This is a genomic window from Thermobacillus sp. ZCTH02-B1 (assembly GCF_002159085.1).
Classification (GTDB): Bacteria; Bacillota; Bacilli; order Paenibacillales; family Paenibacillaceae; genus Thermobacillus.
The window spans coordinates 16,957-40,521 of record NZ_LZRU01000019.1 but is presented as its reverse complement, the minus strand read 5'-3'; the positions used below and the strand labels follow the sequence as shown (position 1 = coordinate 40,521).

26 protein-coding genes are annotated in these 23,565 nt (G+C 62.2%); 7 read left to right on the top strand and 19 right to left on the bottom strand.

Annotated features, from left to right (window positions below; translation table 11 throughout):
• The first annotated feature begins 26 nt into the window (after positions 1-26).
• The 4 genes from A9Z00_RS08560 (at position 27) to gtfA (ending at position 4,663) form a co-directional block, all read left to right on the top strand.
• Entirely contained in the window at positions 27-959 is a 933-nt protein-coding gene (locus tag A9Z00_RS08560; RefSeq protein ID WP_483316286.1) for an alpha/beta hydrolase, read from the top strand.
• Between the two features lie 103 nt (positions 960-1,062).
• A complete protein-coding gene (locus tag A9Z00_RS08555) occupies positions 1,063-2,040 on the top strand; it encodes a LacI family DNA-binding transcriptional regulator (RefSeq protein WP_296975880.1) in 978 nt (325 codons plus the stop codon).
• Positions 2,041-2,228: 188 nt separating this feature from the next.
• Complete coding sequence (locus tag A9Z00_RS08550) at positions 2,229-3,200, top strand: carbohydrate kinase family protein (RefSeq protein WP_296975877.1); 972 nt, start codon at positions 2,229-2,231, stop codon at positions 3,198-3,200.
• On the top strand, positions 3,197-4,663 hold the full coding sequence (gene gtfA, locus A9Z00_RS08545; RefSeq protein ID WP_296975874.1) for a sucrose phosphorylase: 1,467 nt from the start codon (positions 3,197-3,199) through the stop codon (positions 4,661-4,663). The genes A9Z00_RS08550 and gtfA overlap by 4 nt, the downstream gene beginning before the upstream one ends.
• A 28-nt stretch (positions 4,664-4,691) precedes the next feature.
• Here gtfA and A9Z00_RS08540 read toward each other — a convergent pair whose 3' ends face one another.
• From A9Z00_RS08540 to A9Z00_RS08475, 15 genes are all read right to left on the bottom strand, one after another.
• The gene (locus A9Z00_RS08540; protein WP_296975870.1) at positions 4,692-4,844 is read right to left on the bottom strand and encodes a hypothetical protein; all 153 of its coding nucleotides are present in this window, start codon (positions 4,842-4,844) and stop codon (positions 4,692-4,694) included.
• 26 nt (positions 4,845-4,870) lie between these two features.
• Positions 4,871-5,149 carry a GNAT family N-acetyltransferase gene (locus A9Z00_RS08535; protein WP_296975868.1) on the bottom strand — a complete coding sequence of 93 codons (279 nt, stop codon included), beginning with the start codon at positions 5,147-5,149 and terminating at the stop codon, positions 4,871-4,873.
• 101 nt (positions 5,150-5,250) lie between these two features.
• Positions 5,251-5,571 carry a hypothetical protein gene (locus A9Z00_RS08530; RefSeq protein WP_296975866.1) on the bottom strand — a complete coding sequence of 107 codons (321 nt, stop codon included), beginning with the start codon at positions 5,569-5,571 and terminating at the stop codon, positions 5,251-5,253.
• Between the two features lie 427 nt (positions 5,572-5,998).
• On the bottom strand, positions 5,999-6,907 hold the full coding sequence (locus A9Z00_RS08525) for a phosphotransferase family protein (protein ID WP_296975864.1): 909 nt from the start codon (positions 6,905-6,907) through the stop codon (positions 5,999-6,001).
• An 87-nt stretch (positions 6,908-6,994) separates the two neighbouring features.
• The gene (locus tag A9Z00_RS08520; protein ID WP_296975861.1) at positions 6,995-7,975 is read right to left on the bottom strand and encodes a nucleoside deaminase; all 981 of its coding nucleotides are present in this window, start codon (positions 7,973-7,975) and stop codon (positions 6,995-6,997) included.
• Positions 7,976-8,231: 256 nt separating this feature from the next.
• Positions 8,232-8,363 (bottom strand): hypothetical protein, encoded by a 132-nt coding sequence (locus A9Z00_RS08515; RefSeq protein ID WP_296975858.1) that lies wholly within the window; start codon positions 8,361-8,363, stop codon positions 8,232-8,234.
• Positions 8,364-8,511: 148 nt separating this feature from the next.
• Complete coding sequence (locus tag A9Z00_RS08510; RefSeq protein WP_367189389.1) at positions 8,512-9,630, bottom strand: sugar ABC transporter permease; 1,119 nt, start codon at positions 9,628-9,630, stop codon at positions 8,512-8,514.
• A 110-nt stretch (positions 9,631-9,740) separates the two neighbouring features.
• Positions 9,741-11,261 (bottom strand): ATP-binding cassette domain-containing protein, encoded by a 1,521-nt coding sequence (locus A9Z00_RS08505; protein WP_296975851.1) that lies wholly within the window; start codon positions 11,259-11,261, stop codon positions 9,741-9,743.
• 289 nt (positions 11,262-11,550) lie between these two features.
• Positions 11,551-12,651, bottom strand: a complete 1,101-nt coding sequence (locus A9Z00_RS08500; RefSeq protein WP_296975848.1) for a sugar ABC transporter substrate-binding protein — start codon at positions 12,649-12,651, stop codon at positions 11,551-11,553.
• Between the two features lie 162 nt (positions 12,652-12,813).
• Complete coding sequence (locus tag A9Z00_RS08495; RefSeq protein WP_296975845.1) at positions 12,814-13,944, bottom strand: sugar ABC transporter substrate-binding protein; 1,131 nt, start codon at positions 13,942-13,944, stop codon at positions 12,814-12,816.
• Positions 13,937-14,698: a helix-turn-helix domain-containing protein gene (locus tag A9Z00_RS15800; protein ID WP_367189355.1), complete on the bottom strand. Its 762-nt coding sequence runs from the start codon at positions 14,696-14,698 to the stop codon at positions 13,937-13,939. Before A9Z00_RS15800 ends, A9Z00_RS08495 begins: the two co-directional genes overlap by 8 nt.
• A 75-nt stretch (positions 14,699-14,773) precedes the next feature.
• Positions 14,774-15,493 (bottom strand): response regulator, encoded by a 720-nt coding sequence (locus A9Z00_RS15795; RefSeq protein WP_367189354.1) that lies wholly within the window; start codon positions 15,491-15,493, stop codon positions 14,774-14,776.
• Complete coding sequence (locus A9Z00_RS08485; RefSeq protein WP_296975842.1) at positions 15,468-16,934, bottom strand: sensor histidine kinase; 1,467 nt, start codon at positions 16,932-16,934, stop codon at positions 15,468-15,470. Before A9Z00_RS08485 ends, A9Z00_RS15795 begins: the two co-directional genes overlap by 26 nt.
• Positions 16,931-17,902, bottom strand: a complete 972-nt coding sequence (locus A9Z00_RS08480; RefSeq protein WP_296975839.1) for a substrate-binding domain-containing protein — start codon at positions 17,900-17,902, stop codon at positions 16,931-16,933. Before A9Z00_RS08480 ends, A9Z00_RS08485 begins: the two co-directional genes overlap by 4 nt.
• A gap of 42 nt (positions 17,903-17,944) precedes the next feature.
• On the bottom strand, positions 17,945-18,127 hold the full coding sequence (locus A9Z00_RS08475) for a hypothetical protein (RefSeq protein WP_296975837.1): 183 nt from the start codon (positions 18,125-18,127) through the stop codon (positions 17,945-17,947).
• 282 nt (positions 18,128-18,409) lie between these two features.
• On the opposite strand from A9Z00_RS08475, the gene A9Z00_RS15790 reads away from it, so the two are divergent.
• A complete protein-coding gene (locus tag A9Z00_RS15790) occupies positions 18,410-18,652 on the top strand; it encodes a hypothetical protein (protein ID WP_367189353.1) in 243 nt (80 codons plus the stop codon).
• Between the two features lie 305 nt (positions 18,653-18,957).
• Here the strand turns inward: A9Z00_RS15790 and A9Z00_RS15785 are convergent, their stop codons facing one another.
• Positions 18,958-19,338 (bottom strand): nuclear transport factor 2 family protein, encoded by a 381-nt coding sequence (locus A9Z00_RS15785; protein ID WP_367189388.1) that lies wholly within the window; start codon positions 19,336-19,338, stop codon positions 18,958-18,960.
• A gap of 228 nt (positions 19,339-19,566) precedes the next feature.
• Positions 19,567-19,920: an iron-sulfur cluster insertion protein ErpA gene (erpA, locus tag A9Z00_RS08465; RefSeq protein WP_296975832.1), complete on the bottom strand. Its 354-nt coding sequence runs from the start codon at positions 19,918-19,920 to the stop codon at positions 19,567-19,569.
• Between the two features lie 866 nt (positions 19,921-20,786).
• Between erpA and mqnE the strand changes: the two genes are divergently transcribed.
• A complete protein-coding gene (mqnE, locus tag A9Z00_RS08460) occupies positions 20,787-21,890 on the top strand; it encodes an aminofutalosine synthase MqnE (protein ID WP_296975829.1) in 1,104 nt (367 codons plus the stop codon).
• Between the two features lie 108 nt (positions 21,891-21,998).
• On the opposite strand, the gene A9Z00_RS08455 is transcribed toward mqnE, so the two are convergent.
• Entirely contained in the window at positions 21,999-22,274 is a 276-nt protein-coding gene (locus A9Z00_RS08455; RefSeq protein WP_296975826.1) for a YuzB family protein, read from the bottom strand.
• A gap of 90 nt (positions 22,275-22,364) precedes the next feature.
• On the opposite strand from A9Z00_RS08455, the gene A9Z00_RS08450 reads away from it, so the two are divergent.
• Positions 22,365-22,610 carry a NifU family protein gene (locus A9Z00_RS08450; protein ID WP_296975823.1) on the top strand — a complete coding sequence of 82 codons (246 nt, stop codon included), beginning with the start codon at positions 22,365-22,367 and terminating at the stop codon, positions 22,608-22,610.
• 147 nt (positions 22,611-22,757) lie between these two features.
• Here the strand turns inward: A9Z00_RS08450 and A9Z00_RS08445 are convergent, their stop codons facing one another.
• Positions 22,758-23,519: an SDR family oxidoreductase gene (locus A9Z00_RS08445; RefSeq protein ID WP_296976380.1), complete on the bottom strand. Its 762-nt coding sequence runs from the start codon at positions 23,517-23,519 to the stop codon at positions 22,758-22,760.
• Positions 23,520-23,565: the final 46 nt, after the last annotated feature.

Below are 23,565 nucleotides of genomic sequence, written 5' to 3'. Positions count from 1 at the left end.
GTTGAAACCGGATGGAGGCACAAGCCATGAACGATTTTCTGCGCCGGGTTCATCCCGAATTGCGAAGCGCCCTGCAGCATATGACCCCGTTCGTGCTGCCTGGAGATTTGGAGAAGGCGAGGCAGATTCCGCAGCCTCCGCGCAACCCGTCGGACCGGGTTTCGATCCGGGACATGACGATTCCCGGCGCGGACGGACGCGAGATGATGCTCCGCGTATATGAACCGTCAGACCGGGATCCCGCCGCGGCGCCGGCCCTGCTCTGGATTCACGGCGGCGGATATGTGATGGGGCACCCCGGATACGACGACAACCTGTGCCTGGCCTTCGCCGAAGCCGTGGGATGCGTCGTGTTTTCGCCGGATTATCGACTGGCTCCCGAGCATCCCTTCCCCGCCGGTCTGGAAGATTGCTATGCGACGCTGGTCTGGATTCACCGATCGGCGGAATCGCTCGGCCTTGACCCGAAGCGGGTCGCCGTGGCGGGCCCGAGCGCGGGCGGAGGACTCACGGCGGCCCTCTCCCTGCTCGCGCGAGACAGGGGCGGTCCGTCCATCTGCTTCCAGATGCCGCTCTATCCGATGATCGACGACCGCAACATTACGCCGTCCAGCCACGAGATCATGCATCCTGCCGTATGGAACGAATACAACAACGTTGCGGCCTGGGACATGTATCTGGGCGGACGGACGGAAGAGGTCTCGCCTTACGCCGCTCCGATCCGCGCGACCGACCTGTCCGGGCTCCCGCCAACCTACACGTGCGTCGGACAGCTGGATCCGTTCCGTGATGAAACGCTCGAATACGTGGCCCGTCTGGCACAAGCCGGCGTGGATGTCGAGTTTCATCTGTATCCCGGCGGTTACCATGCTTTCGAAGTCGCGGTGCCCGACGCGGAGATCAGCATCCGGGCGAGAAACGAATACGTTCAGGCACTGAAAAGGGCGCTGCAGCGCTGAATCGCCGCCACTCCCGAACATCCGGTCGGAAAAATGGTATGATATAATATTAAGCATAATTCGGGCGTTTCACAGGCCATTACAAGGTTTCGGAGGAAACGGCATGGCGACCATCAAAGACGTGGCGGAGAAGGTCGGCGTTTCGGTCACGACGGTATCGCGAGTCCTCAACAACCGGGGATATTTAAGCGAGGACCTGAAGCGGCGGGTTTACGAGGCCATGAAAGAGCTGAACTATCAGCCGAACGAACTCGCGCGTTCCCTGTTCCGCAAGAAAAGCTTTATTATCGGGCTGATCATTCCGGATATCTCCCATCCGTTTTTCGGCGAATTTGCGCGGTACGTCGAGGAATACGCCTACAAGAACCGCTACAAGGTTTTGCTCTGCAACTCCCAGCTCGACAACAAGAAAGAGCTGGACTACATCAGCATGCTGAGGGCCAGCCAGGTCGACGGCATCATCATGGGCAGCCACACGCTCGACACCGAGGAATTTACCACGATCAATCTGCCGCTCGTGACATTGGACCGCCAGCTGTCGGAATCGATTCCGTATGTATCGGCCGACCACTACAAGGGCGGGGTGCTCGCCACCAAATTGCTGATCCGCAAGGGCTGCCGGAAAATCGCCCACATCAGCGGCAACCTGAAGCTGCATCTGCTCGCCAAATCCAGATACGACGGATTCCTGGATACGGTGACCAAGGCGAACATTCCCCATGTCGTGGTCGAGACGGACCTGAACGGTTTCAAGTACGATGAATACGAGAAGATCGTCGAGGATCTGTTCCGTCAGCACCCGGACATCGACGGCGTATTTGCCAGCAGCGATGTCATCGCCGCGCAAGTGTTGAAGGAATGCCGGAAGCTCGGCAAAGAGGTGCCGAAAGATGTCAAGGTGATCGGCTTTGACGGCATCAAACTGGGCAGGTACATTACGCCCGGTTTGTCCACGATCCAGCAGCCGATCAAGGAAATCGCCAAGACCTCGGTCCAATTGCTGATCGACCAGATCAACGGCAAAGAAGTGCAGAGGGAAAACATTCTGCCCGTCAAATTGGTGGAGAAGGAAACCACCTGACGTTCTTGCATGGAGGAAGGGACACCCTCCCTTTCCGCCGCCGCATCTGTCAACCGGTTCTTATATCAACCGTTTGACACATCCGGCGGCTTGCCCGTGACCTTCATCGACGCGTGAGAACCGTTTGACTGCCCTTTGAGTGCCCTGCACTGTTCAACTGATGACCAACAAGGAGCGGAGGGAAACGGTTGTTCGAACTTGACCATCATGTCACGCTGGCAGAGAAGCCCTACGACATCCTGACCGTGGGCGAGCTTTTGATCGACATGATTTCCGAAACGTACGACGACGCGGTGAATTGCAGCACGTTTACCCGCTTTTTCGGCGGTTCGGCCGCAAACCTGGCCTTGAACACTAAAAAACTGGGCCTTCGTTCGCTGGTCGCTTCGGCCGTGGGCCGGGACGGATTCGGCACCTATCTGCTTCAGCAGCTGGAGAAGGAAGGAATTCCGACGGATCAGATCCAGCTGGCAGACGAGTCCACCAGCATGGTGGTGATCACCAAGAGCCGAACCACCCCCCAACCGATCTTTTACCGGGGCGCGGATTTCCGGCTGGACTTTACGCCCGGCCTGGCGAGGGCGGTGAGGCAATCCCGGATCGTCCACTTTTCGTGCTGGCCGATCTCGCGGGAGCCGGCACGATCCACCGTCGAGCGCGCGATTGAACTGGCGAAATCGGAGGGCGCGCTGGTCGGATTCGACCCCAATTACCATCCGTCCATCTGGAGCAAGGGTGAGGACGGAGCGGCCTACGTGAAATCCGTCATCGGCCGGGTGGATGTGATCAAGCCGTCGAAGGACGACGCGGACAGACTGTTCGGAGCCGACACGCCGGACAACCACCTGTCCCGCTTTCTCGCCCTCGGCGCGAAACTGGTCATCCTGACGCTCGGAGCGGAGGGCATTCTGGTGTCCAACGGCAATGAGACGCTCAGGATGGACAGCATTCCGACGGAAGTGGTCGATGCGACCGGGGCCGGCGACGCCTTCTGGGCCGGGTTCTACGCCGGTCTCGTGAAGGGACTTGTCCTGAAAGAATCGGTGAAACTCGGCATGGAAGTGAGCGCGTACAAATTGAGACATCTCGGACCCGTCAGCCGATTCCCCGAGGAGTACCGGTTGACACGGTTTCCGTCCGGTGGTGAGAATCCATCATGAAGCTTGAGAATCGCGTTCAGCTGATTACGTATCCCGATTCCCTCGGCGGCAATCTCGCCGCCCTGAGGGAGGTTCTCCGCCGCCATTTTCCCGGCTTGTTCCTCGGTGGCATCCACATTCTCCCGCCCTTTCCTTCCTCGGGAGACCGCGGGTTTGCCCCGTTGGACTATGGCATGATTGATCCCGCGTTCGGCACATGGGAAGACATCGCGCAACTCGGCGAAGAATACGGTGTCATGCTGGACGTCATGGTAAATCATATCTCCCGCCGTTCGCCGCAGTTTATGGATTTCCTCAAGCAAGGCCGCAGCTCGCCTTATGCCGACATGTTCCTGACCCTTGACAAAATCTGGCCGGACGGGCGGCCCGTACAGGCCGACATCGACAAAATGTTCCTGCGCCGGAAACTCCCCTACTCCGCCTTCACGGTCGGGGACGGACGGGAAGAACTCGTTTGGACGACCTTTGGAAAGACGGATCCTTCGGAACAGATCGATCTGGACGTGAGGTCGCCGCTTGCCCGGCACTATCTGTCCGGCATTTTCCAACGTTTCAAGGCCAACCGTGTGAATATGGTGCGCCTCGACGCGGTGGGTTACGTCATCAAGAAACCGGGGACGAGCTGCTTTTTTGTCGAGCCGGACATTTACGAATTTCTCGACTGGGTTGCCGATCAGGCGAAGGAACATGACATCGCGTTGCTGCCTGAAGTGCACGCCCACTATTCGATCCAGTACAAACTGGCGGAGCGGGGCTTCTGGATCTACGATTTCATCCTGCCCTTCATGGTGCTCGACGCGCTGGTCAACCGGTCTTCCGCCATGCTGCTTCGCTACCTGCGCACCCGGCCGGCCAATCAGTTCACGATGCTGGACTGCCATGACGGCATCCCGGTCAAACCGGATCTGGACGATCTGGTCGATACCGCGCAAGCGCGGCGGGTCGTCGATCTGTGCCTTGCACGCGGCGCCAATCTCAGCTACGTGATCTCCGACCGGCACAAGTCTCCGGACGGGTTCGATGTCCATCAGATCCGCTGCACCTATTACGACGCCCTCGGACGGAACGACGACGCCTATCTGGCCGCCCGCGCCATCCAGCTTTTTGTGCCCGGCATCCCGCAAATCTATTACGTCGGGCTTCTGGCCGGGGAGAACGATCCGGCGAGGGCGGAAGCCACCGGAGACGGCCGCGAAATCAACCGGCACAATTACACCCTCGAAGAGATCGAGCAGGCGGTGCGGCGCCCTGTTGTGCAGCGGCTCCTAAAACTGATCCGTTTCCGCAATGAACACGAGGCGTTTCAGGGTTCGTTCCGGGTCTGCGAGTCGGAGGACAGCAAAATCCGGCTTGAATGGGAGAAGGACGCCATACGATGCGCCCTTCACGTGGATCTGGACACCTATCGCTCGATCATCACCTGCACCGATGGGCAAGGCAAAGAAGCGCAATGGGTCGTCTGACCGTTGCGCTTCTTTCGCTCCCGCACGGCTACCGCCGATTTTTCCCCATCCCGGAAAGCCGTTCGCCCTGAATCCCGTCCCGCTTCACCCATCGCATCCCGGGCGCGTCATGCGGTCGTTCCTCGAAGCCGAATCGCGTGTAGTAACCGCTCTTGCCCTGCGCCGCGAACAGCGACACCATCGTGATGTCGCGCTCGCGGCACTGCTTCAGCAGCCTTGTAAAATCTCGCTCCCGATTCCCCTTCCCTGGTACTCCGGCAACACGATCAGATCGCAGATCAGCGCCTGATGCGCTCCGTCGGATACGATCCTGCCGGAGCCGACCAATCGGTCGCCTTCATAGGCGCATACCAGATACCAGCTGTTGGACAAGGCCTCGGCTATCTTGCGCGCCCCTTTCTCGACGATCCCCGGCCATCCCGTGCTTTCCACAAGCGCCAGATAATCTTTCACGGCCGGGGTCGACCGGTCATCATAGCGGATCATGTTTCGTTCCTCCCCAAATGGAAACCGCCGCGTTCCGCTGCATGCTCACCACAACGCCAACGATCCCGTCAACCCAAGATAGAACATATACAGCGCAATGATCAGCCGGGAACCCCGATGCATACCGCAACATTGAGAAAAAGGTCGCGCGGACCGGCCCCTTTGATCCTGAACCGCGCGAGCAGCGCCGCATAGACGACGAACAGGCCGGCCAACGCGGCCTTTGCCGCGGTGATTTCCCTGTCGAACGATACCGTCTCGCTTATGGATGCGTACATTTCAAAAACGCCCCACATGAACAGCGCGATCAAAACGGCCAGACCGATCCATACACTTGCCATGAGCATCCGTACCTTCGCTTTTTTCATGGGAACACAACTCCGTTTTTTCGTTTCAATCGTTCCAAACCTTCCGAGCAGCACGCATCATCCGCCTGGAGAAAGAAAACCAACCGCCACAGCCACAGGGGCCCCATTACCCGGGAAATGGCGGAACTTTCAATGCAGATTTCCAAACCCTGTTCGACGCGCGCGCACCAAATCCTTTTTCACCCAAAGGTTCCGGGTCCCGCGGAATATCGCCGTGAAAGGAACGGCCCGGGGATCTGCTCCATCGCCGCCGCAAGCGGCGACAAAATGCCCCGGTTGCGGCGCTCCGGTGCCGGTTCCGCCGTTCTCGTCCGTAACATGCGAATGTTGCGGCAACCCGGTTCATGACCCGAAGTCCGAATGATCGGACCGCGACAAAAGAGGGGCTCCGCGTTCCGGCATCCCGGTCTCCGGAGTCCGGTTCGCGGCGAGCCCCTCTTCCATGGCAGGCTTCGAATTTGCACCGGTCTGTACCAGGCTTTCAGAACAGCCACGGATGCGCCATCCACTTGCGGATGTCCACCGAACCCTTGACGCCCATCAGCCGGCAGAACAGCCGGTATGCGGTCCGGCACCGGGACAGGTCGGGCACGTCGAGGACGGATGAGTACCCTTCAAGAAACGCCTCCGCCGCCCGCGCGTCCAGCTCGTACTCCAGATTGACGAAATCCAGCTCGCGCGGCGCCAGCACATACGCCTCCACGTCGACGAGGGCCGTGATTCTCCCGTCCTCCGCAAGAAACTGTCCCGGCCCGAGATCGACGAGGACCGGACAGCACGCCTCCGGCGCCGGCAGCCGGCTCAGCTCGTCCAGCGCGACGTCCAGCCATTCGCGCATCTCCGGATCGTCCGGATGTTCGCGCCCGACCATGACGCGCACGATTTCCGCCAGCCGCCCGTGGAAATGCTCCTTCGCCTCGCGCCTTGTCCCCGCCGGATTGCCGAACACATCAGTTTCAAGCCTGTGCACCCGGGCGAGCCAGGCGCCGAAGCTCCGGAGCAGCTCATCCGGCTGGCCGATGAACGATGGCAGCATGGCTCCCCGCATCCGCTCGACCGCGAGGTACTCTCGGCCGTTCACCCTCTCCCGCGCCAGCACCCGGGGAACCGGGATGTCCGGAATGCCGGAGAGGAGCTTCAACGCGGCTTCGACATGGTCCATGTTCCGGGGATCGACGCCGAACAGCGCCTTGAGCCCCCACCAGAATTCGCGATCCGGTTCCTCCCGCAGCCGGGACGAGCGGACGATCAACTCCTGCGCTTCCGTCCGGACGAGCCAGACGTCGCTGCCGTGGTCCGGGTAGCCGGGGTCCAGGGCCCGCACCTCGACGACGGGGCGGCTTCCGGCGATGCGGCCGAGAAGTTCCGGATCAGGAGCGGCCCGCTTCATAGCGCATCCGGATGCTCCGCTCGCCGAAGCCGAGCGCCTCCCAGAACCGGCGCCCCCGCGTGTTCCGGACCAGCACGTCGATGTCGATCACGTCCGTCCCGAGCTCCCGGAGCAGCAGGTGGAACGCCTTGCGTCCCCAGCCTTCACGCCGGCAATGCCGGCAGATGAAGAAGTGCCGCAGATACAGCGGCTGGCGCGCATGGTCGACCAGCGCGTACCCTTGACGTCACCGCCGGCCGTGAACAGCCAAGCGCTGTAGGTGGTGTTCAGGAACCCTCTCATTCGCTCCGCGAGCTGTTCGACATTCATCGGATTTTCATGCTGCTCGTCTTCGATCAGCTCTTGGTTCATCCGCGCGAGCCGTTCGACATCCCCGTCCGTCGCTTTCACGATCCGAAGCTCGTCCATGCCCCTCTCCCCTTTGCCGGTAAAAAACGCCCGCTGCATCCGATCGAGTTCCGCCGCGATTTCATCCACCACCGCCGCGATCGGCACGCGCCTGCGCGCCGCTTCCGCCAGCCGGCCCGACGCGTGCCATCTCCGGCCCAGTTCCACCGCCTGCGGGTAATCCCCGCCTTCCCGGTCCAGAAACCGTTCGGCCCTGGCGGCATCCATCGTCCGCAGCACGTAATCCGTTCTCGGAACGCGCTGAATCTCGCCGAGCCGATGTTCCGCCTGCCGGACGTCGAGATTCCGATCCCGGATGAAGGCGTTGCCCGAACGGTTCAAATCGCATTCGGCGTACCGGACGGTCCGGATGCCGCTCATGGCGATCGCGCCGAAACAGAGCACGCACGGTTCGGTCGTCGTGTAGATGATCAGGTCCTTGAGCTCGCCCGAGTCCGCCGTCCGGATCTGCAGCAGCGCGTTGATCTCGGCATGGGCCAGCCGGGTTCCGCAGATCTGGTCCGGCGGCGCCTCCGCCTCGTGCATCCGGTTCCTTCCCCGGCTGATCACCGTGCCATGCCGGTCCGCAATCGCCGCGCCGATCGGAATCGAGCCGCTGCAATAGGCCTCCCAGGCTTCTTCGAAGCAGGCCTGCCACGGTGCCGGCATGGACGACCACATGCGACATCTCCTCCGTTCGATCCATCCAACATCGATGTTGGAGCCGCTATCAAACTCCGAAGCCGGCTTGCCAAAGACGCCCCGGTTCTCCGTCGGCGGCGTCCAGGACGTCGATCCTGATCTCGGGCATGGCGGGCTCCTTCCTTGTGTTATCCGTATATTACCATGATTTCAAATTGGGAGCAATGCACGGGAATGATGCGCCCGCGCCTCCAGACACGCGTCCCCGTTGGACGGACCATGACCCGTACCGGCATCAGTCGAAAAAGGACCGGATGCCGCGCGCCAGCAGACGAATCAACCCGCCGAACAGCTCCCCGATCACCTCGATCCAGTCGAGCTCGAGCAGCCGGCCGAACCGGCGGCGCCGCTCCTTCGGTTCCGGCATGGCGATCCCTCCGATCCGCAACCATCTACCCTTGATACGACGATCGGCGCGCCTCCGTTTCGACCGGACCGGCACCCCGCCGCAACACGGAAAGGCCGGCCGGGAACATCCCCGGCCGGCCCGGACGGGCACAGGCCCGATTCTCGATTCAGGCGCGCTTCTTGCGCGTCATGACGTCGAAGATGACCGCGAGCGCGAGCACGCCGCCGCGGATCATGTACTGGTAGGAGACGCCGACGCCGAGCAGGTTCATGCCGCTCGAGAGCGATGCCATGACGATGGCGCCGATGATCGAGCCCGTCACCTTGCCGACGCCGCCGGCCGCCGACACGCCGCCGACATACGCGGCCGCGATGGCGTCCAGCTCGAACAGCATGCCCGCCGTCGGCGAGGCCGACTGGAGCCGGGACGTGAACAGAATGCCCGAAAGGGCCGAGAGCATCCCCATCGAACCGAACACGACGTACGTGATCTTCTTCACGTTGATCCCGCTCAAATGCGCGGCTTCCGGGTTGCTCCCGACGGCGTAGATGTGACGTCCGAGCACCGTCTTCGTCGTCAGGAAATGGTAGACGATGACGACGAGCAGCATGATGACGACCGTCCAGGAGATGCCGTTGTAACCCGCCAGAATCCACGTGATGTAGGCGATGAGGGCCGACACGAACACGAGCTGCAGGACGAAGATGCCCGTGGAGACGACCTGGAAGTTGTATTTCAGCTTGTTGCGCCGGTTCCGGATCTGGGAGAGAATATACAGAACGATCGCGATGGCGCCGAGCAGCAGCGACGACAGGTTGAGGCCGCCGATCTTCGCGATCGCCGGGATGTAGCCGTTGCCGATCGCGTTGAAATATTCGTCCCGCACGTTGATCGTGCCGGTCTTCTCCGTCACCTGCAGCAGCGCCCCGCGGAAAATGAGCATCCCCGCCAGCGTCGCGACGAACGCCGGAATGCCGACCGAAGCGACGAGGAAGCCGTTGACGAGCCCCGCCGCAAGGCCGATGAGCAGAATGATCGGAATCGTCAGGTACACCGGAAGTCCGTACTGCGTCAGCAGGATCGCCGCGATCGCCCCCATGAAGCCGGCCGCGTAGCCGACGGACAGGTCGATGTGACGGATGACGATGACGAGCGTCATGCCGACGGCGAGCACCGCGATGTAGCCCGTGGCGTCCAGCAGGTTGCTGATGTTCCGGGACGACATGAACAGCCCGTCCGTCAGGATCGAGAAGATGAGCATGATCACGAAGAGGGCGATGTACATGCCGTATTCCCGGACGTTTACCTTCAGCAGCGACAGGATCTCGCGGAAGAACCCGCCCGCCTCGGCGGTGGTCCGGCTTTCGTTCACTTGCGTACTCATACAGGTTCCTCCTATAGCGTTGCGTATTGCATGATTTTCTCCTGATCGGCTTCTTCAATCGGGAGCTCGCCGGTGATCCTGCCCTCCGCCATGACATACACGCGTTCGCTCATCCCGAGCACTTCGCCGAGTTCGGACGATATCATGATGATGCTCATCCCCTGGCTGATCAGCTCGTTCATGATCGTGTAGATCTCGTACTTCGCGCCCACGTCGATCCCGCGTGTAGGCTCGTCGAGAATGAGCAGCCTGGGCCCGACGAACATCCATTTGCCGAGGGAGACTTTCTGCTGGTTGCCGCCGCTCAGGTTCCCGACCAGTTGCTCCACCGACGGCGCCTTGACGTTCAACGCATTTTTATAGTAATCGGAGACCCGGATTTCTTCGTTCTCGTTGATCCAGCCGCCCGACGCCACTTTCCGGAGATTCGCCGCCGTGATGTTCCATTTGATGTCCTGGATCAGGAACAGCCCGTTGCCCTTCCGGTCCTCGGTGACGTAGGCGATGCCTTCGCGAATTGCGTCGCTCGGGTGCCGGAAGCGGACCGGCTTGCCGTCCAGGAACATTTCACCCTGGATCCGGTATCCCTTGGGATTGCCGAAAATGCTGAGCGCCAGCTCCGTGCGTCCCGAGCCCATCAGCCCCGCAATGCCGACGATCTCGCCCTTCCGCACGTACAGGTTCACATGGTTCGCGACGTTCCGGCCCAACTGCGGGTCGTACGCCGTCCAGTTGTGAAGTTCGAAGACGGTTTCGCCGAACGATTTGTTGGTGCGCTTCGGATAGATGTCTTCGATTTCACGGCCGACCATGTTTTTGATCAGGTTGTTCTCCGTGATTTCCCCCTTGGCCGCATCCAGCGTGCAGATCGTCTGTCCGTCGCGGAGCACGGTGGCCTTGTCCGCGATCGCGATCACTTCCTTCAGCTTGTGGGAAATCAGGATGCAGGTGATGCCCTGCTGCTTCAGATCGCGCAGGAGGTTGAGCAGGTTCTCGCTGTCATTCTCGTTGAGCGCGGCGGTCGGCTCGTCCAGAATGAGCAGCTTCACGTTCTTGCTCAGCGCCTTTGCGATTTCGACGAGCTGCTGCTTGCCGACCCCGAGATCCTTGATCAGCGTGGACGGATTGACGTCCAGTTTCACCTTCCGGAGCATGTCCTGCGCCCGGACGATCGTCTCGTTCCAGTTGATCAGCCCGTTACGCTGCACCTCGTTGCCGACGTAGATGTTCTCGTAGACGGACAGATCCGGGAACAGCGCCAGCTCCTGATAGATGATGACGATGCCGGCCGCGACGCTGTCGCTGATCGACCCGAACCGCTGCTCCCGGCCATCGAAGACGATCTCCCCCTCGTACGTGCCGTACGGGTAGACGCCGCTCAACACCTTCATCAGCGTCGACTTGCCCGCTCCGTTCTCGCCGACGAGGGCGTGGATCTCTCCGCGCTTCACCTTGAAGCTGACGTTCGTGAGCGCCTTGACGCCCGGGAACGTCTTGGAGATGTTCCGCATCTCCAGAATGTAGTCGTCCATGGCCCGTTCTCCTTCATGCGGATGCGGTAATGACACGGGCCGGCCCGCAAGCCGCGCGATGGACTTGCGGGCAGCCCGACGCAATCCCGATGACCCGATGCTGCGGCTGCTGGGCGGATGCCGCGTTGCGGGTATTTTCGGCGCGTTTGCAACATGGAGGGCGCCTGTTGCAGGCTTGCCCGATGCCCCGCCGACGCCGCCGCCACGCGACGGCCGAGCCGCGGCTCCGCCCGACGGCCGGGGAAGCCGGACCTTGGCGGATCCGTCTTCCCCCGCATGAACCGCCGGATCACGATTTCACGAATTCGCTCTCGTCGTAATAGCCGGAGTCGAACAGTTCCTTCTTGATGTTCGACTGATCGACGGAGATGACGTCCGTCTGGATCGCCTTGACGTCGATCTTGCCGTTGAAGTAGGAACCGGTGGCGTTCGGCGTGCGCTTTTCGAGGATGTCGACGGCCAGACTCATCGCGTCCTTGACGAGCTGGCGGACGTCCTTGAACACCGTCATCGACTGCTTGCCGTCGAGGATGTACTCGACGGAAGCCTTGTCGGCGTCCTGACCCGTCACGACGTAGCTCGTAATCGCCGAGTCGGTGGAGAACACGTCCGCGATGGCGCGCGCCGTATGGTCGTTCGGACCGAGGATGAGCACGTCGCCCTTCAGGTCGTCCGAAGCAGCCGTCAGGTGCGTCTGCGCCTTGTTCTTCGCCTCGTTCGGATCCCAGTTCGTCGTGACCTGGCCGATGATGCGGCTCATCTCTTCGCGCGTGAGCTCGGCCTTGTCCTTCAGCGCTTCGGCTTCGCTCGAGTTCGCGATCCGCAGCGTGCCGTCCGCAAAGTACGGCTGCAGCACCTTCCAGGCGCCTTCGAAGAACAGGAACGAGTTGTTGTCGGAGGCCGCGCCCGCGTACAGGTAGACCGGCTGGCCGCCTCCCTTCATGTGGTCAACCAGGTATTGCGCCTGCGCCGCGCCGACCGCCACGCTGTCGAACGTGACGTAGTAGTCGACGGCGTCCGTGTTCGTGATCAGCCGGTCGTAGGCGATGACCGTGATGCCTTCCTTCTTCGCCAGTTCCGCGGAAGCCGCGGCGGCGTCGCCGTCCGGAGGACAGATGATGAGCACCTTGATGCCCCGGTTGATGAGCGTCTCGACGTTCTCCTTCTCCTTCGCGGAAGACCCCTGGCTGAACAGAATCTCGACCTTGTACTTCGTGTCCGCCAGCGCCTCCTTGAACCGTTGCTCGTCCTGCACCCAGCGCTGTTCGTCCTTCGTCGGGAGGACGATGCCGATGTCCACCTTGTTGCCGCCGCCTCCGCAGGCCGCGAGCAGCGCGCCGAACAGCGCAACGACAAGGGCGATGGCGGTGATACGGAACCCTGTGCGCATTGGTAGAACCCCTTTCGCAAGTTTTTTTCCGGCATCACCAATGTAGCACCCCGGCTCCGCTTGCAAGCGCTTCATCGCCAGGATTCTTTTGAGATGTTCTGCAATTTCTTGAACAAAAGCAAAAAGCCGGACAGCGCCGGCTGCACGTTCGCGGCCCGGCGTTCACGGCTCGACGAATTGGTAGACGTCCTCCCTCGAATGGAACCCGTCCGCGATGATCGTGTCGTCGATGTTCGAGGCGTCGACGGCGATCGGCGTAAGCAGCACGCTCGGCACGTCGATCTTGCCGTTGTTCACGAAGCGGTCCGCCCGCGGCGTCTCGCCCTTCGCCATCATGACGGCGAGCTCCGCCGCCACTTCGGCGAGCTGCCGGATCGGCTTGTAGACGGTCATCGTCTGGGTACCCTGCACGATGCGCTGGGCGGCCGCAAGTTCGGCGTCCTGTCCCGCGACGGGAACCGTTCCCGCGAGCCCCCAATCCGCGAGCGCCTCGATCGCGCCGCCCGCGGTGCCGTCGTTGCCGGCGATCACGGCGTCGATCCGGCCGTCGTTCTTCTCCAGCGCGATGCGCATGTTGTCCCGCGCGATGGCGGGCATCCAGTCCGGCGTCCACTGGTCGAACACGACGGTGATTTCGCCCCGGTCGATGTACGGCTGCAGCACGTTGTACACGCCTTTCTTCACCAGATGGGCGTTGTAATCCGTCTCGGGTCCGCCGATATAGACATATTTGCCGGCCGGAACCCGCTTCGTGATCGACTCCGCCATCAGTTCACCGACCCGTTCGCTGTCGAACGAAACGTACAGGTCGACGTCCGCGTTGCGCACGAGCCGGTCATAGGAGAGCACCTTGATGCCGGCCGCATGGGCCTTGTTCACGACCGTCGCCATCGCCTCGGCGTCGTGGGGCACGATGACGAGGACGTCGACGCCCATGGCGATCAGCGTCTCCGCCTGTTCGAGCTGCTTCGCGTCGTCGCTGTCCGCGGTCATGGCAAGGTATTCCGCCCCCAGCGCCCCGACGGCCTGTCCGAGCAGCTCCATGTCCTTGATCCAGCGCTCCTCCTGCAGCGTGTCCATCGTCAGGCCGACCCGGATGATGCCGTCGTCCGGACGCACGACCTTGCGGCTCCCGTCCGGAATCTCCCCGGAATGCGGCGCAGGCGAATGCGTGCCTCCTCCGCCGTTCCCGAGCGCGGCCAACGCCCAGAGGACCAACACCGCCAGCGCGGCGGCCGCCGCCTGAAGCAGCCGCCGGCCCGCCGCTTTCCATTTCCCGCTCCGTTCAGGCATCATCGGCCTCCCGTCCTCCCGCGCCGAGCAGCGCCTTCCGGTATTCCGTCGGCGAGATGTTGCACATCTTCTTGAACACCTTGCTGAAGTAGTTCGGATCGCGGTAGCCGACTTCGAGCGCGATCACCTTCATGCTGAGCTCCGGGTCGGCCATGAGCTTCTTCGCCTTCTCGATCCGGCATTCGGTCAGGAAATCGATGTAGTTGATGCCGAACTGCTCCTTGAACAATTTGCTGATGTAGAAGGGGGACAGGCCCGCCATGCGGCTGATCGCCTCGAGCGAAATGTCCTCATGCGAGTGCTCGATGATGTATTTCCGGATCCGGTGCACGGCATCCGGCTCGTGCCGCGCCTGATGCTCCGCATAGGCCTGCCGGATGCGGCCGAGCAGCACGATCGCCTCCGCCTGGAGATGGCGATAATCCTGCGACGCGGACGGAAATACGGGCGTCCGGACTTCGATGCCGAGCTCCCGCAGCATCCGCGCCGCAAGCCAGAGCAGCTCGAGCGTCCGCTGCTGCGCGACCAGAAGTTCCACGCCCTCCTGCTCGCACCGGCGGATGAACGCCATGACATCGGCCTGCACCCGTTCCCAGTCGCCCGTCCGGATCTCCTCGACGAACCTTTTCTCCCAATCCCGGTCCGGCTGGCCGCCCGTCGAGCCGAGCGCCGGCGTGTCTTCATAGAAACGGTATTTGACCGGCAGCATCGGGTCCTTGGCCGCGATCTGGGCCTCGTGGTAAGACTGGCGCACGTCGTCGAGCGAGCCGCGGACACCGCCGATGCCGACGAACCAGCCTTCGTCCTCCGGAGCTGCCAGGGCGAGCAGCTACCGGGCGAGGGCCGTCGCCTGGGAGCGGTACGACCGCGCCGGATCGCGGAACAAGATGGCCGGAATCTGGCCGCCGGTCAGCGCGCCGACGAGGCCGACCCCCGTCGTCCGGATCTTCTCCTTCACCCTGGCGTACGACTGCTCGTCGCCGGACGGCAGGATGACGACGATCGCGAACATTTCGCTGGACGTGCTGACGCCGAGCAGCGCGACCAGCTCGTTCAGATGGACGTCGTGGACATGATCGTAGAGGAGCTGGGTCACGATGTCCGTCTCGACGACGGGAAGGACTTTTTTCAGCGTCACATGCTGCCGCCGGCTCGCCTCCCGCTCCCGCCGTTCCTCCCCGATTCGCTTCAGCGCCCGGCCGACCGTCGCGATGATCTCGTCCGCCCGGGCCGGCTTGAGCAGATAGTCCATCACGCCGAGCTTGATCGCCCGGCGGGCGTAGTCGAACGTATCGTAGGCCGTCACCATGACGTACCGGATGTCCGGATCGATCGCGCTCATCCGCTCGATCGTCTCGAGCCCGTCCATGCCCGGCATTTTGATGTCCATCAGCACGAGGTCGGGGCGAAAGCCTTCCTCCACCATCCGCAAGGCAACCTTCCCGTTGCGCGCCTGCTCGATGACGAGATCGGGAAATCCCTTCCGCAGCATCGCCTGCAGCCCGTCCCGTTCGATCTTCTCGTCATCCACGATCAGTACGCTGGTCATCCGTTTCGTACCTCCTCCACCTGGGCAGACGCAGCACAACCTTCGTGCCGGACCCCGGCCCGCTTTCGATATCGATGACGTCCTCCTGCCCGTAAAAGAGGCGAAGCCGCTGCACGACGTTGCCGATCCCGATGCCGGTCGTATGCCCTTCCGTCTCCTGCGCACTCCCTTTCAGAATCTGCGCGATCTTGTCCGCCGGGATCCCCGGTCCGTTGTCCTCGATCTCGACCCGGATCCGGTCGCCGTCGTTCGCGACGCGGAACGTGATGGTGCCGCCGTCCTCCATCGGCTCCACCGCGTGGATGACGGCGTTCTCCACGATCGGCTGGAGCGTCAACCCCGGGATCTCCACGTACAGGCACGATTCGTCGATCTCCTCGACGAACCGCAGCCGGTCGGCGAACCGGGCCGTCTGGATGTCCATGTATTGCCGCAGCACCCGGACTTCCTCGTAGAGCGTGACGGAGCGGTCCATCCGCCGCAGGCTGTAACGGAGCAGGCCGGCGACGCTCGCGAGCAGGTCGCTCGTCTCTTCGGCGCCCTCCAGATAGGCCTTCTTCGACAGCGTATCGAGCGTATTGAACAGGAAATGCGGATGGATTTGGCTTTGCAGGCTCCGGTACCGGCTCTCCTGCAGCAGGAGCTTGCTCTGCTGCAGTTCATGCTCGAGCTGGGCCTTCTGCTGGATCTCGGTGATCAGATTGTTGATATTGACCCGCATCCGCTCGAACATTTTGGCCAAAAAAGCGATCTCGTCATTCGACGAAACTTCGATCTTCCGGTCAAAATGTCCGCGCGACAGCTCCTTCGCCGCCTGCGTCAGCTTCTGCACCGGCCGTGTGATGCTGAGGGCGAACCAATACGCGAAGATCAGAAGCAGGAACGTGATCGTCAGGAGCAGCCAGATGCCGAGCCGGTTCAACTCCGTCGACCGCTCGATGATGCCCCGGTAGAACCGGTCGTACGTCTTCAGCTCGGTATCGAGCAGCGTCAGCGTCATGTCCGAGATCGACCGCGAGATGCGCGTCGCTTCGTTGAACGCCTCGTTCGAATCTTCGGTCGCCGTCTGCGACTGGAACATGAGCGCGCGGTTCGCCGCGTCGAGCAGGCTGTCGATCAGGTTCGTGTAGCTCGTGAGGTCGAAATCGTTGTCTCCGTTGCGCAGCGCGTACACGTCGTACTTCGCCTGGCGCAGACGCTCCATGCTCCCCTCGAGCTGCCCGAGGTGTTCCTGCGTGGGCCTGATCAGGTAGTTGTTCAGGTCGGTGATCGTCTGCTGGCTGGCGCCCGTCACTTCGTTCATGCGCAGGTACCGCTGCAGGATTTCGTTGTATTGTTCCTGCGTCTGGCGGCTGTAGTAGGTCAGCGTCATCCAGATGGCCGCCATGATGAACAGCACGATGCCCGTGAGTGACAGGATTTTGTACTGGATTCGGTTCATGGCGCATCGACCGCTTTCCGCAGCCGGATTTCGGTATGGTAGCCGCCCGAATCGAGCGGCAGCTTCTCGCCCTTCAGCCAGTCGATCATGAGGGAGATGCTGATCCGTCCCATCGCTTCGGGCGACTGCTCGATGATGCCGTCGATGAGGCCGTCCCGGAGCAGCGTGAGCATGTCCGGGCTGTCGTCAAACGAGTAGATATGGTAGGGCTGCACCCTCGAGCGGCGCCCGATCTCCTGCACCATCGCGGCGGTCAGGTTCGCGTTCGCGGCGATGAACGCCTGCACGTCGGGCGAACGGTTCATCAGGTCCTGCATCGCGGCGATCACCTGCTCCCGCGTGCCCTGCGTCTCCGCGTAGCGCAGCTCGATGCCCGGATACGACTCGAGCACGCTGCGAATGCCGTTCAGCCGCTGTTCCTGATAGTGCGCGTTGCCGCTGTCCCGGACCAGGATGACCGTCCCCTCGGGGCCCATGTCCTCCACGAGCTGCCGCGCGATCATCCGTCCCGCCCGGAAATGATCCGAACCGACGTAGGTCCGGCGCAGGCTGTCCGGCACGTCGCTCCCGACGGTGATGACGGGTATGCCGTAGGAGGCCGCCTTGTATTTCACGAGCTCCTTGAACGTATCCGTGTCCAGCCCCTGGACGATGATGCCGTCCATGCGGGAATGGATCGCGATCTCGAGCTTCTTCAGAAACTCGTCGGAGTCGTTGTTGTAGCTCCCCCAGACCGCGAGCATCGCCCCGTGTTTCGCCGCCTCTTCCCGCGCGGCGGCGGCCACCTTGTCCCAGAAGGGCGTCTCGAGCTCCTGGGTGATGAGCACGAGCCGGTATTCCGCGGATTGCTGCAGGGGCGTCTGGGGCAGCTGCCAGTCGACGCTGAACACCCTGTAGGCCGACACCGACGTGAACCAGATCAGCACCGCGCCGATGACGCCGAGCAACAGAACGATCGTTTTGCGCATGGCGATTGCTCCCCATCTTCCGTCGTGTTCGGAGCAGTCGAATCAGACGACCGTGAACCTGGACAGCGATATCTTGAGCCGGTCGGACACCGATTCCAGCCGGTTCGCGAGTTCCACGAGATGCTCGCTCACGCCGAGCTGTTCCCGGCTGAGATTCGCCACTTCGCCGGGAGCCGCCGCGGCCTGCTGCGCGATGGAGCTGACGTCGGCCATCGCTTCGGCCATCGCGGTCTGACCTGCTCGAGCCGGCGGATCGAGGCCGACGCGTCTTCCAGCCTGCCGACAAAGGCGTTCATGTTCATCCGGACTTTCCGGAAGAGCCGGTGCGCTTCCCGGACGGAATCGATCTGCTCGCGGAACACCGGATCGGCCTCGTTCAGCGCCCCGACCGTCTCCGATCTTGCGCCGGATCGCGCCGATGATCTCGCCGGCGATCCCGATCGATTGCCGGGACTGCTCCGCGAGCCGGCGGATCTCGTCCGCCACGACCATGAAGCCTTTGCCCGCGTGCCCGGCGCACGCGGCCTCGATGCCGGCGTTTCGGCCGTCTGCCGCGCGGTGACCCGGCTCGCCTCCGCGACCTCCTGCTCGATCGCCCGCTTCGAACGGGAATACGAGAACCAGCCGAGGGCGAGGACGCAGATCAGCATGGCGCAGAAAATGAGGATGAACAGCTTCACGCCGACGGAATGGAACATGGATCGGTCGAATTTCATCGCGGATGTCACCCTGCCCGTTGTCGGTAGTTGAACCCCCGGGTTTTCATTTAGCAAGCGCTTTCAAAAATGGACTTGACTTCTTTCGACAGCGTACTCCATTTCCCTCCGTCGCGAAAGCGGATGACAGAAGATTGCAGCAAGTGACAAAAAAGTCCCCGTCCTCGGGAAGGGTTCCGCGCTTCAGCCGGCGCCGTGATGTCCTTGACCGTGACGCTGGCGTTGGCATTGGGACGCGTATGCGTTTGCATGCGGGACGGGAAGATGCTGCGCGCTGATCCGGCTGATTCGCGCGGGAACAATGGGGCGGTAAAGCCGCGGCCAGATCCCGCCGGCGATTCATTGCGATCGCCAGGTTCCGTACCACTCGTAACATTCGGCGGTGGTCGCGTACTCGCACATGTACAGGATTTGCCGTTCCGGTATCGCACGATGCCGGCCCCTTCGAAGCCGGATTCTTCGCCGTGCCACAGGCATTTGAAGCAAGCGCCATTCGAAGGCGTCGGCGTCCCGGCCGGATACGCGGGACAGGATGTCCCACTCCAGGACGCGATTGCCCTCGCCCGGCCATTTTTCCCTCCACAGACGAACCTTGTTCCGGCCGCGATATACGGGACCGTCGCATTCCGTAATCACGCCGTCTTCGTCAAGGGTTTCGAGCGCGGCTTCCATGTCCGCGCGAATCCATGCCTCAACGTAACGCCCGAATACCGGTTTCATGGTTCCCGGCTTGCGGACACCTCCATGCCGAATGCACCTTTCTACAGGTATACGTTGTCGGCGGCGGATTCCCTGCCGGTGCGCATGATTCCGGCACGCAAACGGCAACAAAAAAGCCCTCCTCCCCGGATTCCGCGGATTCCGTTTTTATCGGTCACGGTATCCGGTGATGAAGGGCTTCATATGGTAATCACCAGGACCGGAGGTTGTACGCCGGTCAGGGCCGCGTCAGCACTCCTCCGGCTTGCCCGCCTCGGTCGCCGTGCGGAACGACTGGCCGCAGCCGCAGGTCGCGATCGCGTTCGGGTTGTGGATCGTGAACCCGCCGCCCATCGCCGTCTCCTTGTAATCGATCTCGGCGCCGCGCAGAAATTTCATGCTTTCCGAGTCGATGACGACGCGCAGGCCATGAATTTCCAGCTCCTGGTCGTTCTCGTGCTTCTCGTCGTCGAAGCCGAGGCCGTAGGAGAAGCCGCTGCAGCCGCCCTCCCTCACGCCGATGCGGAGGAACAGGCCGGGCGTCCCTTCCTCGGCGAGCATTTCCTTGATTTTATTCGAAGCCGCCTCGCTGATCGCGATCATTCCGGATCCCTCCCGCGGTCCGATGCGGTAATACGACATCGGTGATTACTAAATAGTATATCCGACATCCGAAGCTGCCACAATATGCTCCGGCGCACGATCACGGTGCGGGGGACCGTTCAGGGCGCATCCACCGGGCCTTGGCCTGGTGGGCGCCGGCAAATAACGGCCTTAGGAACCGTTATGGGCCATCTTCATGCGCTCCGGCGACGCGTTAACGGTCTGCGGAACCGTTATGGGCGCACCTAGACGGCCCTGATCCGCCTGGGGCAGGCAAATAACGGTCTCCGGAACCGTTATGGGCCATCCAAATGCGCCCCGGCGACGCGTTAACGGTCTGCGGGACCGTTATGGGCGCACCTAGACGGCCCTGATTCGCCTGGGGCAGGCAAATAACGGCCTTAGGAACCGTTATGGCCCATCCAAATGCGCTCCGGCAACGCGTTAACGGTCTGCGGAACCGTTATGGGCACATCCAGCCGGTCCTTCCCCGACTAACACCAAACTCGCGCCGAACCGCGCCCGCCCGAAACCCGTACCCGCACGGATTCTCGCACCGAACCACGCCCGCTTGGAACTTGCACCCGCGATGCACCACACCCGCACGGAACCAGCACCCCCGACAAACTACGCCCGCACGAAGCCCGCACCCGCGCCGAACTGTATCCGTACGGATCCTGCTTCCAACAGCATCCGCACAGAACCCGCACCCGCGGCGAATCACGCCCGCCGGAGGCGCGGTCCGTCGCCGCTGCCGCCGGTCTTCGGCCGGATGTTCCTGTTGCCCGATCCGTCCACGGAGGATTATAATGATTACAGTTCTCTGGACGGGTGTCCCTACGGCCCGCCGGATAGGAGGAATCGCCATGAACGTCGTCATCCCGACGGAACAATCGCGCATGCAGGAGATCTGGGAAAAGGTCAGGCACGGCGAGCGGCTGACCCTTGAAGACGGCGTCTTCCTGTACGAGTCCGACGACCTGCTCACCATCGGCCAGATGGCGAACGAAGTGAACATGCGGAAGAACGGCAGGAAGGTCTACTTCATCGAGAACATGAGCCTGTACTTCACGAACATCTGCGAATCGCACTGCGCCTTCTGCAGCTTCCGCCGCGATCCCGGAGAAGAGGGAGCATACACGCTCACCGGCGAAGAGATGCTCGCCTACATCGAGAAGCATTACCATCCCGGCATCCGGGAATTCCATATCGTCGGCGGCCACAACCCGTACGTGCCGTTCGAGTACTATGTCGAGTCGCTGCGCATCCTGAAGAAGCACTATCCGAACGTCACGCTGAAGGCGTACACGGCCGCGGAGATCGAGTTCTTCTCGCGCCTCTCCGGCCTCTCGTACAAGGAAGTGCTGCAGGAGCTGATCAAGGCCGGGCTCGGCACGCTGACGGGCGGCGGCGCCGAGATTCTGTCCGACGAATACCGCAAGAAAATGCGCGTCGAGAAAGCCGACGTGAACCAGTATCTCGAAGTGCACCGCACGGCGCACCAGCTCGGGCTCCGGACGCACACGACGATGCTGTACGGCGCGATCGAGACGTACCGCGACCGGATCGAGCACATGATCAAGCTGCGCGAGCTGCAGGACGAAACGAACGGATTCATGGTGTTCATCCCGCTGTCGATGCAGCCCCGCAGCCCGAGCGCCGGCATCCGCAAGCGGAACTCGGCGTTCGAGGACCTGAAGACGATCGCGATCAGCCGCCTCATGCTGGACAACTTCCAACACATCAAGGCATACTTCATCAACATCGGCGTGCAGCTCACCCAGGTGTCGCTCACCATGGGCGCCTCCGACGTCCACGGCACGATCGTGAAGGAGCGGGTCAGCCATTCCGCCGGTGCGCTGACGCCGGAAGGCCTCACGCGCGAAGATCTGATCTGGCTCGTGAAGGGCGCCGGCCGGATTCCGGTCGAGCGCGACACGTTCTACAACGAAATCAAGGTCTATGATTGAGTTCCGCGCAACGCATGAGGCTCCCCCGTTCGGGGGAGCCTCAGACTGAACACAAACTCCCGCTCGCGATTCACCGCAGCGGGAGTAACACGCATCCGCGGCTATCCGTCACAGATCATCCAGCAGCTTGTCGAGCATGTCCCGCTCTTCCTGCTGCTTGCGAATGCATGCCAGAATCTTGTCGTACAGTTCATCCGCCGTCTCGGCGGCCACGATCTCGCCGTTGACGTATGCGTAAGGGAACAGGAAACATTCGCCGCAGTTCCCGAGGCAGCCGTACTCGATCACCTCATACTTGTCCGGTTCGGCTTCGAGCCGGCGCATCACCGCGTCCGTCCCGTGATGCATGTTGCTTGCGCAGAATTCGATGATCGGCCGATCCACGCGGTCATCACCCGCCCCTTGTCCGATCCGTTTTCTTTCGGCCTTTTTTGTACTATAATAAATACTAAGCACGAAAGGAGCTGATGGCAAATGAGCAATGAGGCGGATCAGCGCATGTACGACGAAGTGCTGGACGTCCTTGACAAGCTGCGCCCGTTCCTGCAGCGCGACGGCGGCGACGTCGAACTGGTCGATGTCGAAAACGGCGTCGTGAAGCTTCGCCTGATGGGCGCATGCGGCAGCTGCCCGAGCTCGACGATCACGCTGAAGGCGGGCATCGAGCGCGCGCTGCTCGAAGAAGTCGAGGGCATCCAGGAAGTCATTCAGGTCTTCTGACATTAGATTTCCCCGAACATGCGACAAAAGCGCCTCGTCCCCGGAACCGTTCGTTCGAACATCCGCGGGATGAGACGCTTTTTTTCGTCTTCGGGCATGCCGCTCCGCCCTTTGCCAGCCGCGCGTCCGTCATACGCCGCGCGTCCGTCATACCGTGTTCCGGATCGGATCGAAGCCGCCGGTCACGTCGAGCAGGTTGCCGGTAATGAAATCCGACTTCGGATCGCACAGGAACAGGATCGCGCGCGCGACGTCCTCGCCCGTTCCGGGCCGCCGATGCGTCTCCGGATCGATCTCGTTCCGCACGTCGTCGATCGACTTCTCCTTGTTGGCCCCCCGGATATCGCCCGGACAGATCATGTTCACCGTAATGCCGTGCGCCGCTTCTTCGACGGCCAGCGTCTTCGTGAAGGAGACGAGCGCCGTCTTCGCCGCGGCGTACACGGCGCGGTGCGGCCAGGCGCGCGACTCTCCGGCGTGACCGAACCCGAAATGGATGATCCGCCCCCATCTCCGCCGCCGCATTTCCGGCAGCAGCAGACGGTCGAGTAGCATGACGCCGAGCAGATTGCCGTTCACGAGCCCGATGATCTCCTCCGGCGTGTAATCGGCGAACAGCCGGCGCTCGCGAATGAACGGACCCGCATTGTTGATCAGGATGTCGATGCCGCCGAGCAGCCGCTCCGCCTCTTCGGCCAGCCGCTCGACCTGCTTCGGGTCCGCGACATCCGCCTGCACGGCGGCCGACCGGACGCCGCGGCCGCGCAAATCTTCGGCAAGCGCCTCCGCCTCCGCGCGGCTCGTCACATAGTTCACGACGACGTCGCATCCCGCGTCGGCGAGGAGCTGTGCGGTCCGCTTGCCGAGCCCCTTCGCGCTCCCGGTGATCAGCGCCCTTCTGCCCTTCAGCTCCATCGATTCCTCCCCGTGAACCGGTCCCCGGCCCGTTCCGCTC

Coding starts and splice junctions, on each gene's coding strand:
- A9Z00_RS08560 (WP_483316286.1), top strand. CDS start 27: ATGAACGATTTTCTGCGCCGGGTTCATCCCGAATTGCGAAGCGCCCTG.
- A9Z00_RS08555 (WP_296975880.1), top strand. CDS start 1,063: ATGGCGACCATCAAAGACGTGGCGGAGAAGGTCGGCGTTTCGGTCACG.
- gtfA (WP_296975874.1), top strand. CDS start 3,197: ATGAAGCTTGAGAATCGCGTTCAGCTGATTACGTATCCCGATTCCCTC.
- A9Z00_RS08540 (WP_296975870.1), bottom strand. CDS start 4,844: ATGGTGTCGCTGTTCGCGGCGCAGGGCAAGAGCGGTTACTACACGCGA.
- A9Z00_RS08535 (WP_296975868.1), bottom strand. CDS start 5,149: ATGATCCGCTATGATGACCGGTCGACCCCGGCCGTGAAAGATTATCTG.
- A9Z00_RS08525 (WP_296975864.1), bottom strand. CDS start 6,907: ATGAAGCGGGCCGCTCCTGATCCGGAACTTCTCGGCCGCATCGCCGGA.
- A9Z00_RS08520 (WP_296975861.1), bottom strand. CDS start 7,975: ATGTGGTCGTCCATGCCGGCACCGTGGCAGGCCTGCTTCGAAGAAGCC.
- A9Z00_RS08515 (WP_296975858.1), bottom strand. CDS start 8,363: ATGCCGGAACCGAAGGAGCGGCGCCGCCGGTTCGGCCGGCTGCTCGAG.
- A9Z00_RS08510 (WP_367189389.1), bottom strand. CDS start 9,630: ATGTACATCGCCCTCTTCGTGATCATGCTCATCTTCTCGATCCTGACG.
- A9Z00_RS08505 (WP_296975851.1), bottom strand. CDS start 11,261: ATGGACGACTACATTCTGGAGATGCGGAACATCTCCAAGACGTTCCCG.
- A9Z00_RS08500 (WP_296975848.1), bottom strand. CDS start 12,651: ATGCGCACAGGGTTCCGTATCACCGCCATCGCCCTTGTCGTTGCGCTG.
- A9Z00_RS08495 (WP_296975845.1), bottom strand. CDS start 13,944: ATGCCTGAACGGAGCGGGAAATGGAAAGCGGCGGGCCGGCGGCTGCTT.
- A9Z00_RS15795 (WP_367189354.1), bottom strand. CDS start 15,493: ATGACCAGCGTACTGATCGTGGATGACGAGAAGATCGAACGGGACGGG.
- A9Z00_RS08485 (WP_296975842.1), bottom strand. CDS start 16,934: ATGAACCGAATCCAGTACAAAATCCTGTCACTCACGGGCATCGTGCTG.
- A9Z00_RS08480 (WP_296975839.1), bottom strand. CDS start 17,902: ATGCGCAAAACGATCGTTCTGTTGCTCGGCGTCATCGGCGCGGTGCTG.
- A9Z00_RS08475 (WP_296975837.1), bottom strand. CDS start 18,127: ATGGCCGAAGCGATGGCCGACGTCAGCTCCATCGCGCAGCAGGCCGCG.
- A9Z00_RS15785 (WP_367189388.1), bottom strand. CDS start 19,338: ATGAAACCGGTATTCGGGCGTTACGTTGAGGCATGGATTCGCGCGGAC.
- erpA (WP_296975832.1), bottom strand. CDS start 19,920: ATGATCGCGATCAGCGAGGCGGCTTCGAATAAAATCAAGGAAATGCTC.
- mqnE (WP_296975829.1), top strand. CDS start 20,787: ATGAACGTCGTCATCCCGACGGAACAATCGCGCATGCAGGAGATCTGG.
- A9Z00_RS08450 (WP_296975823.1), top strand. CDS start 22,365: ATGAGCAATGAGGCGGATCAGCGCATGTACGACGAAGTGCTGGACGTC.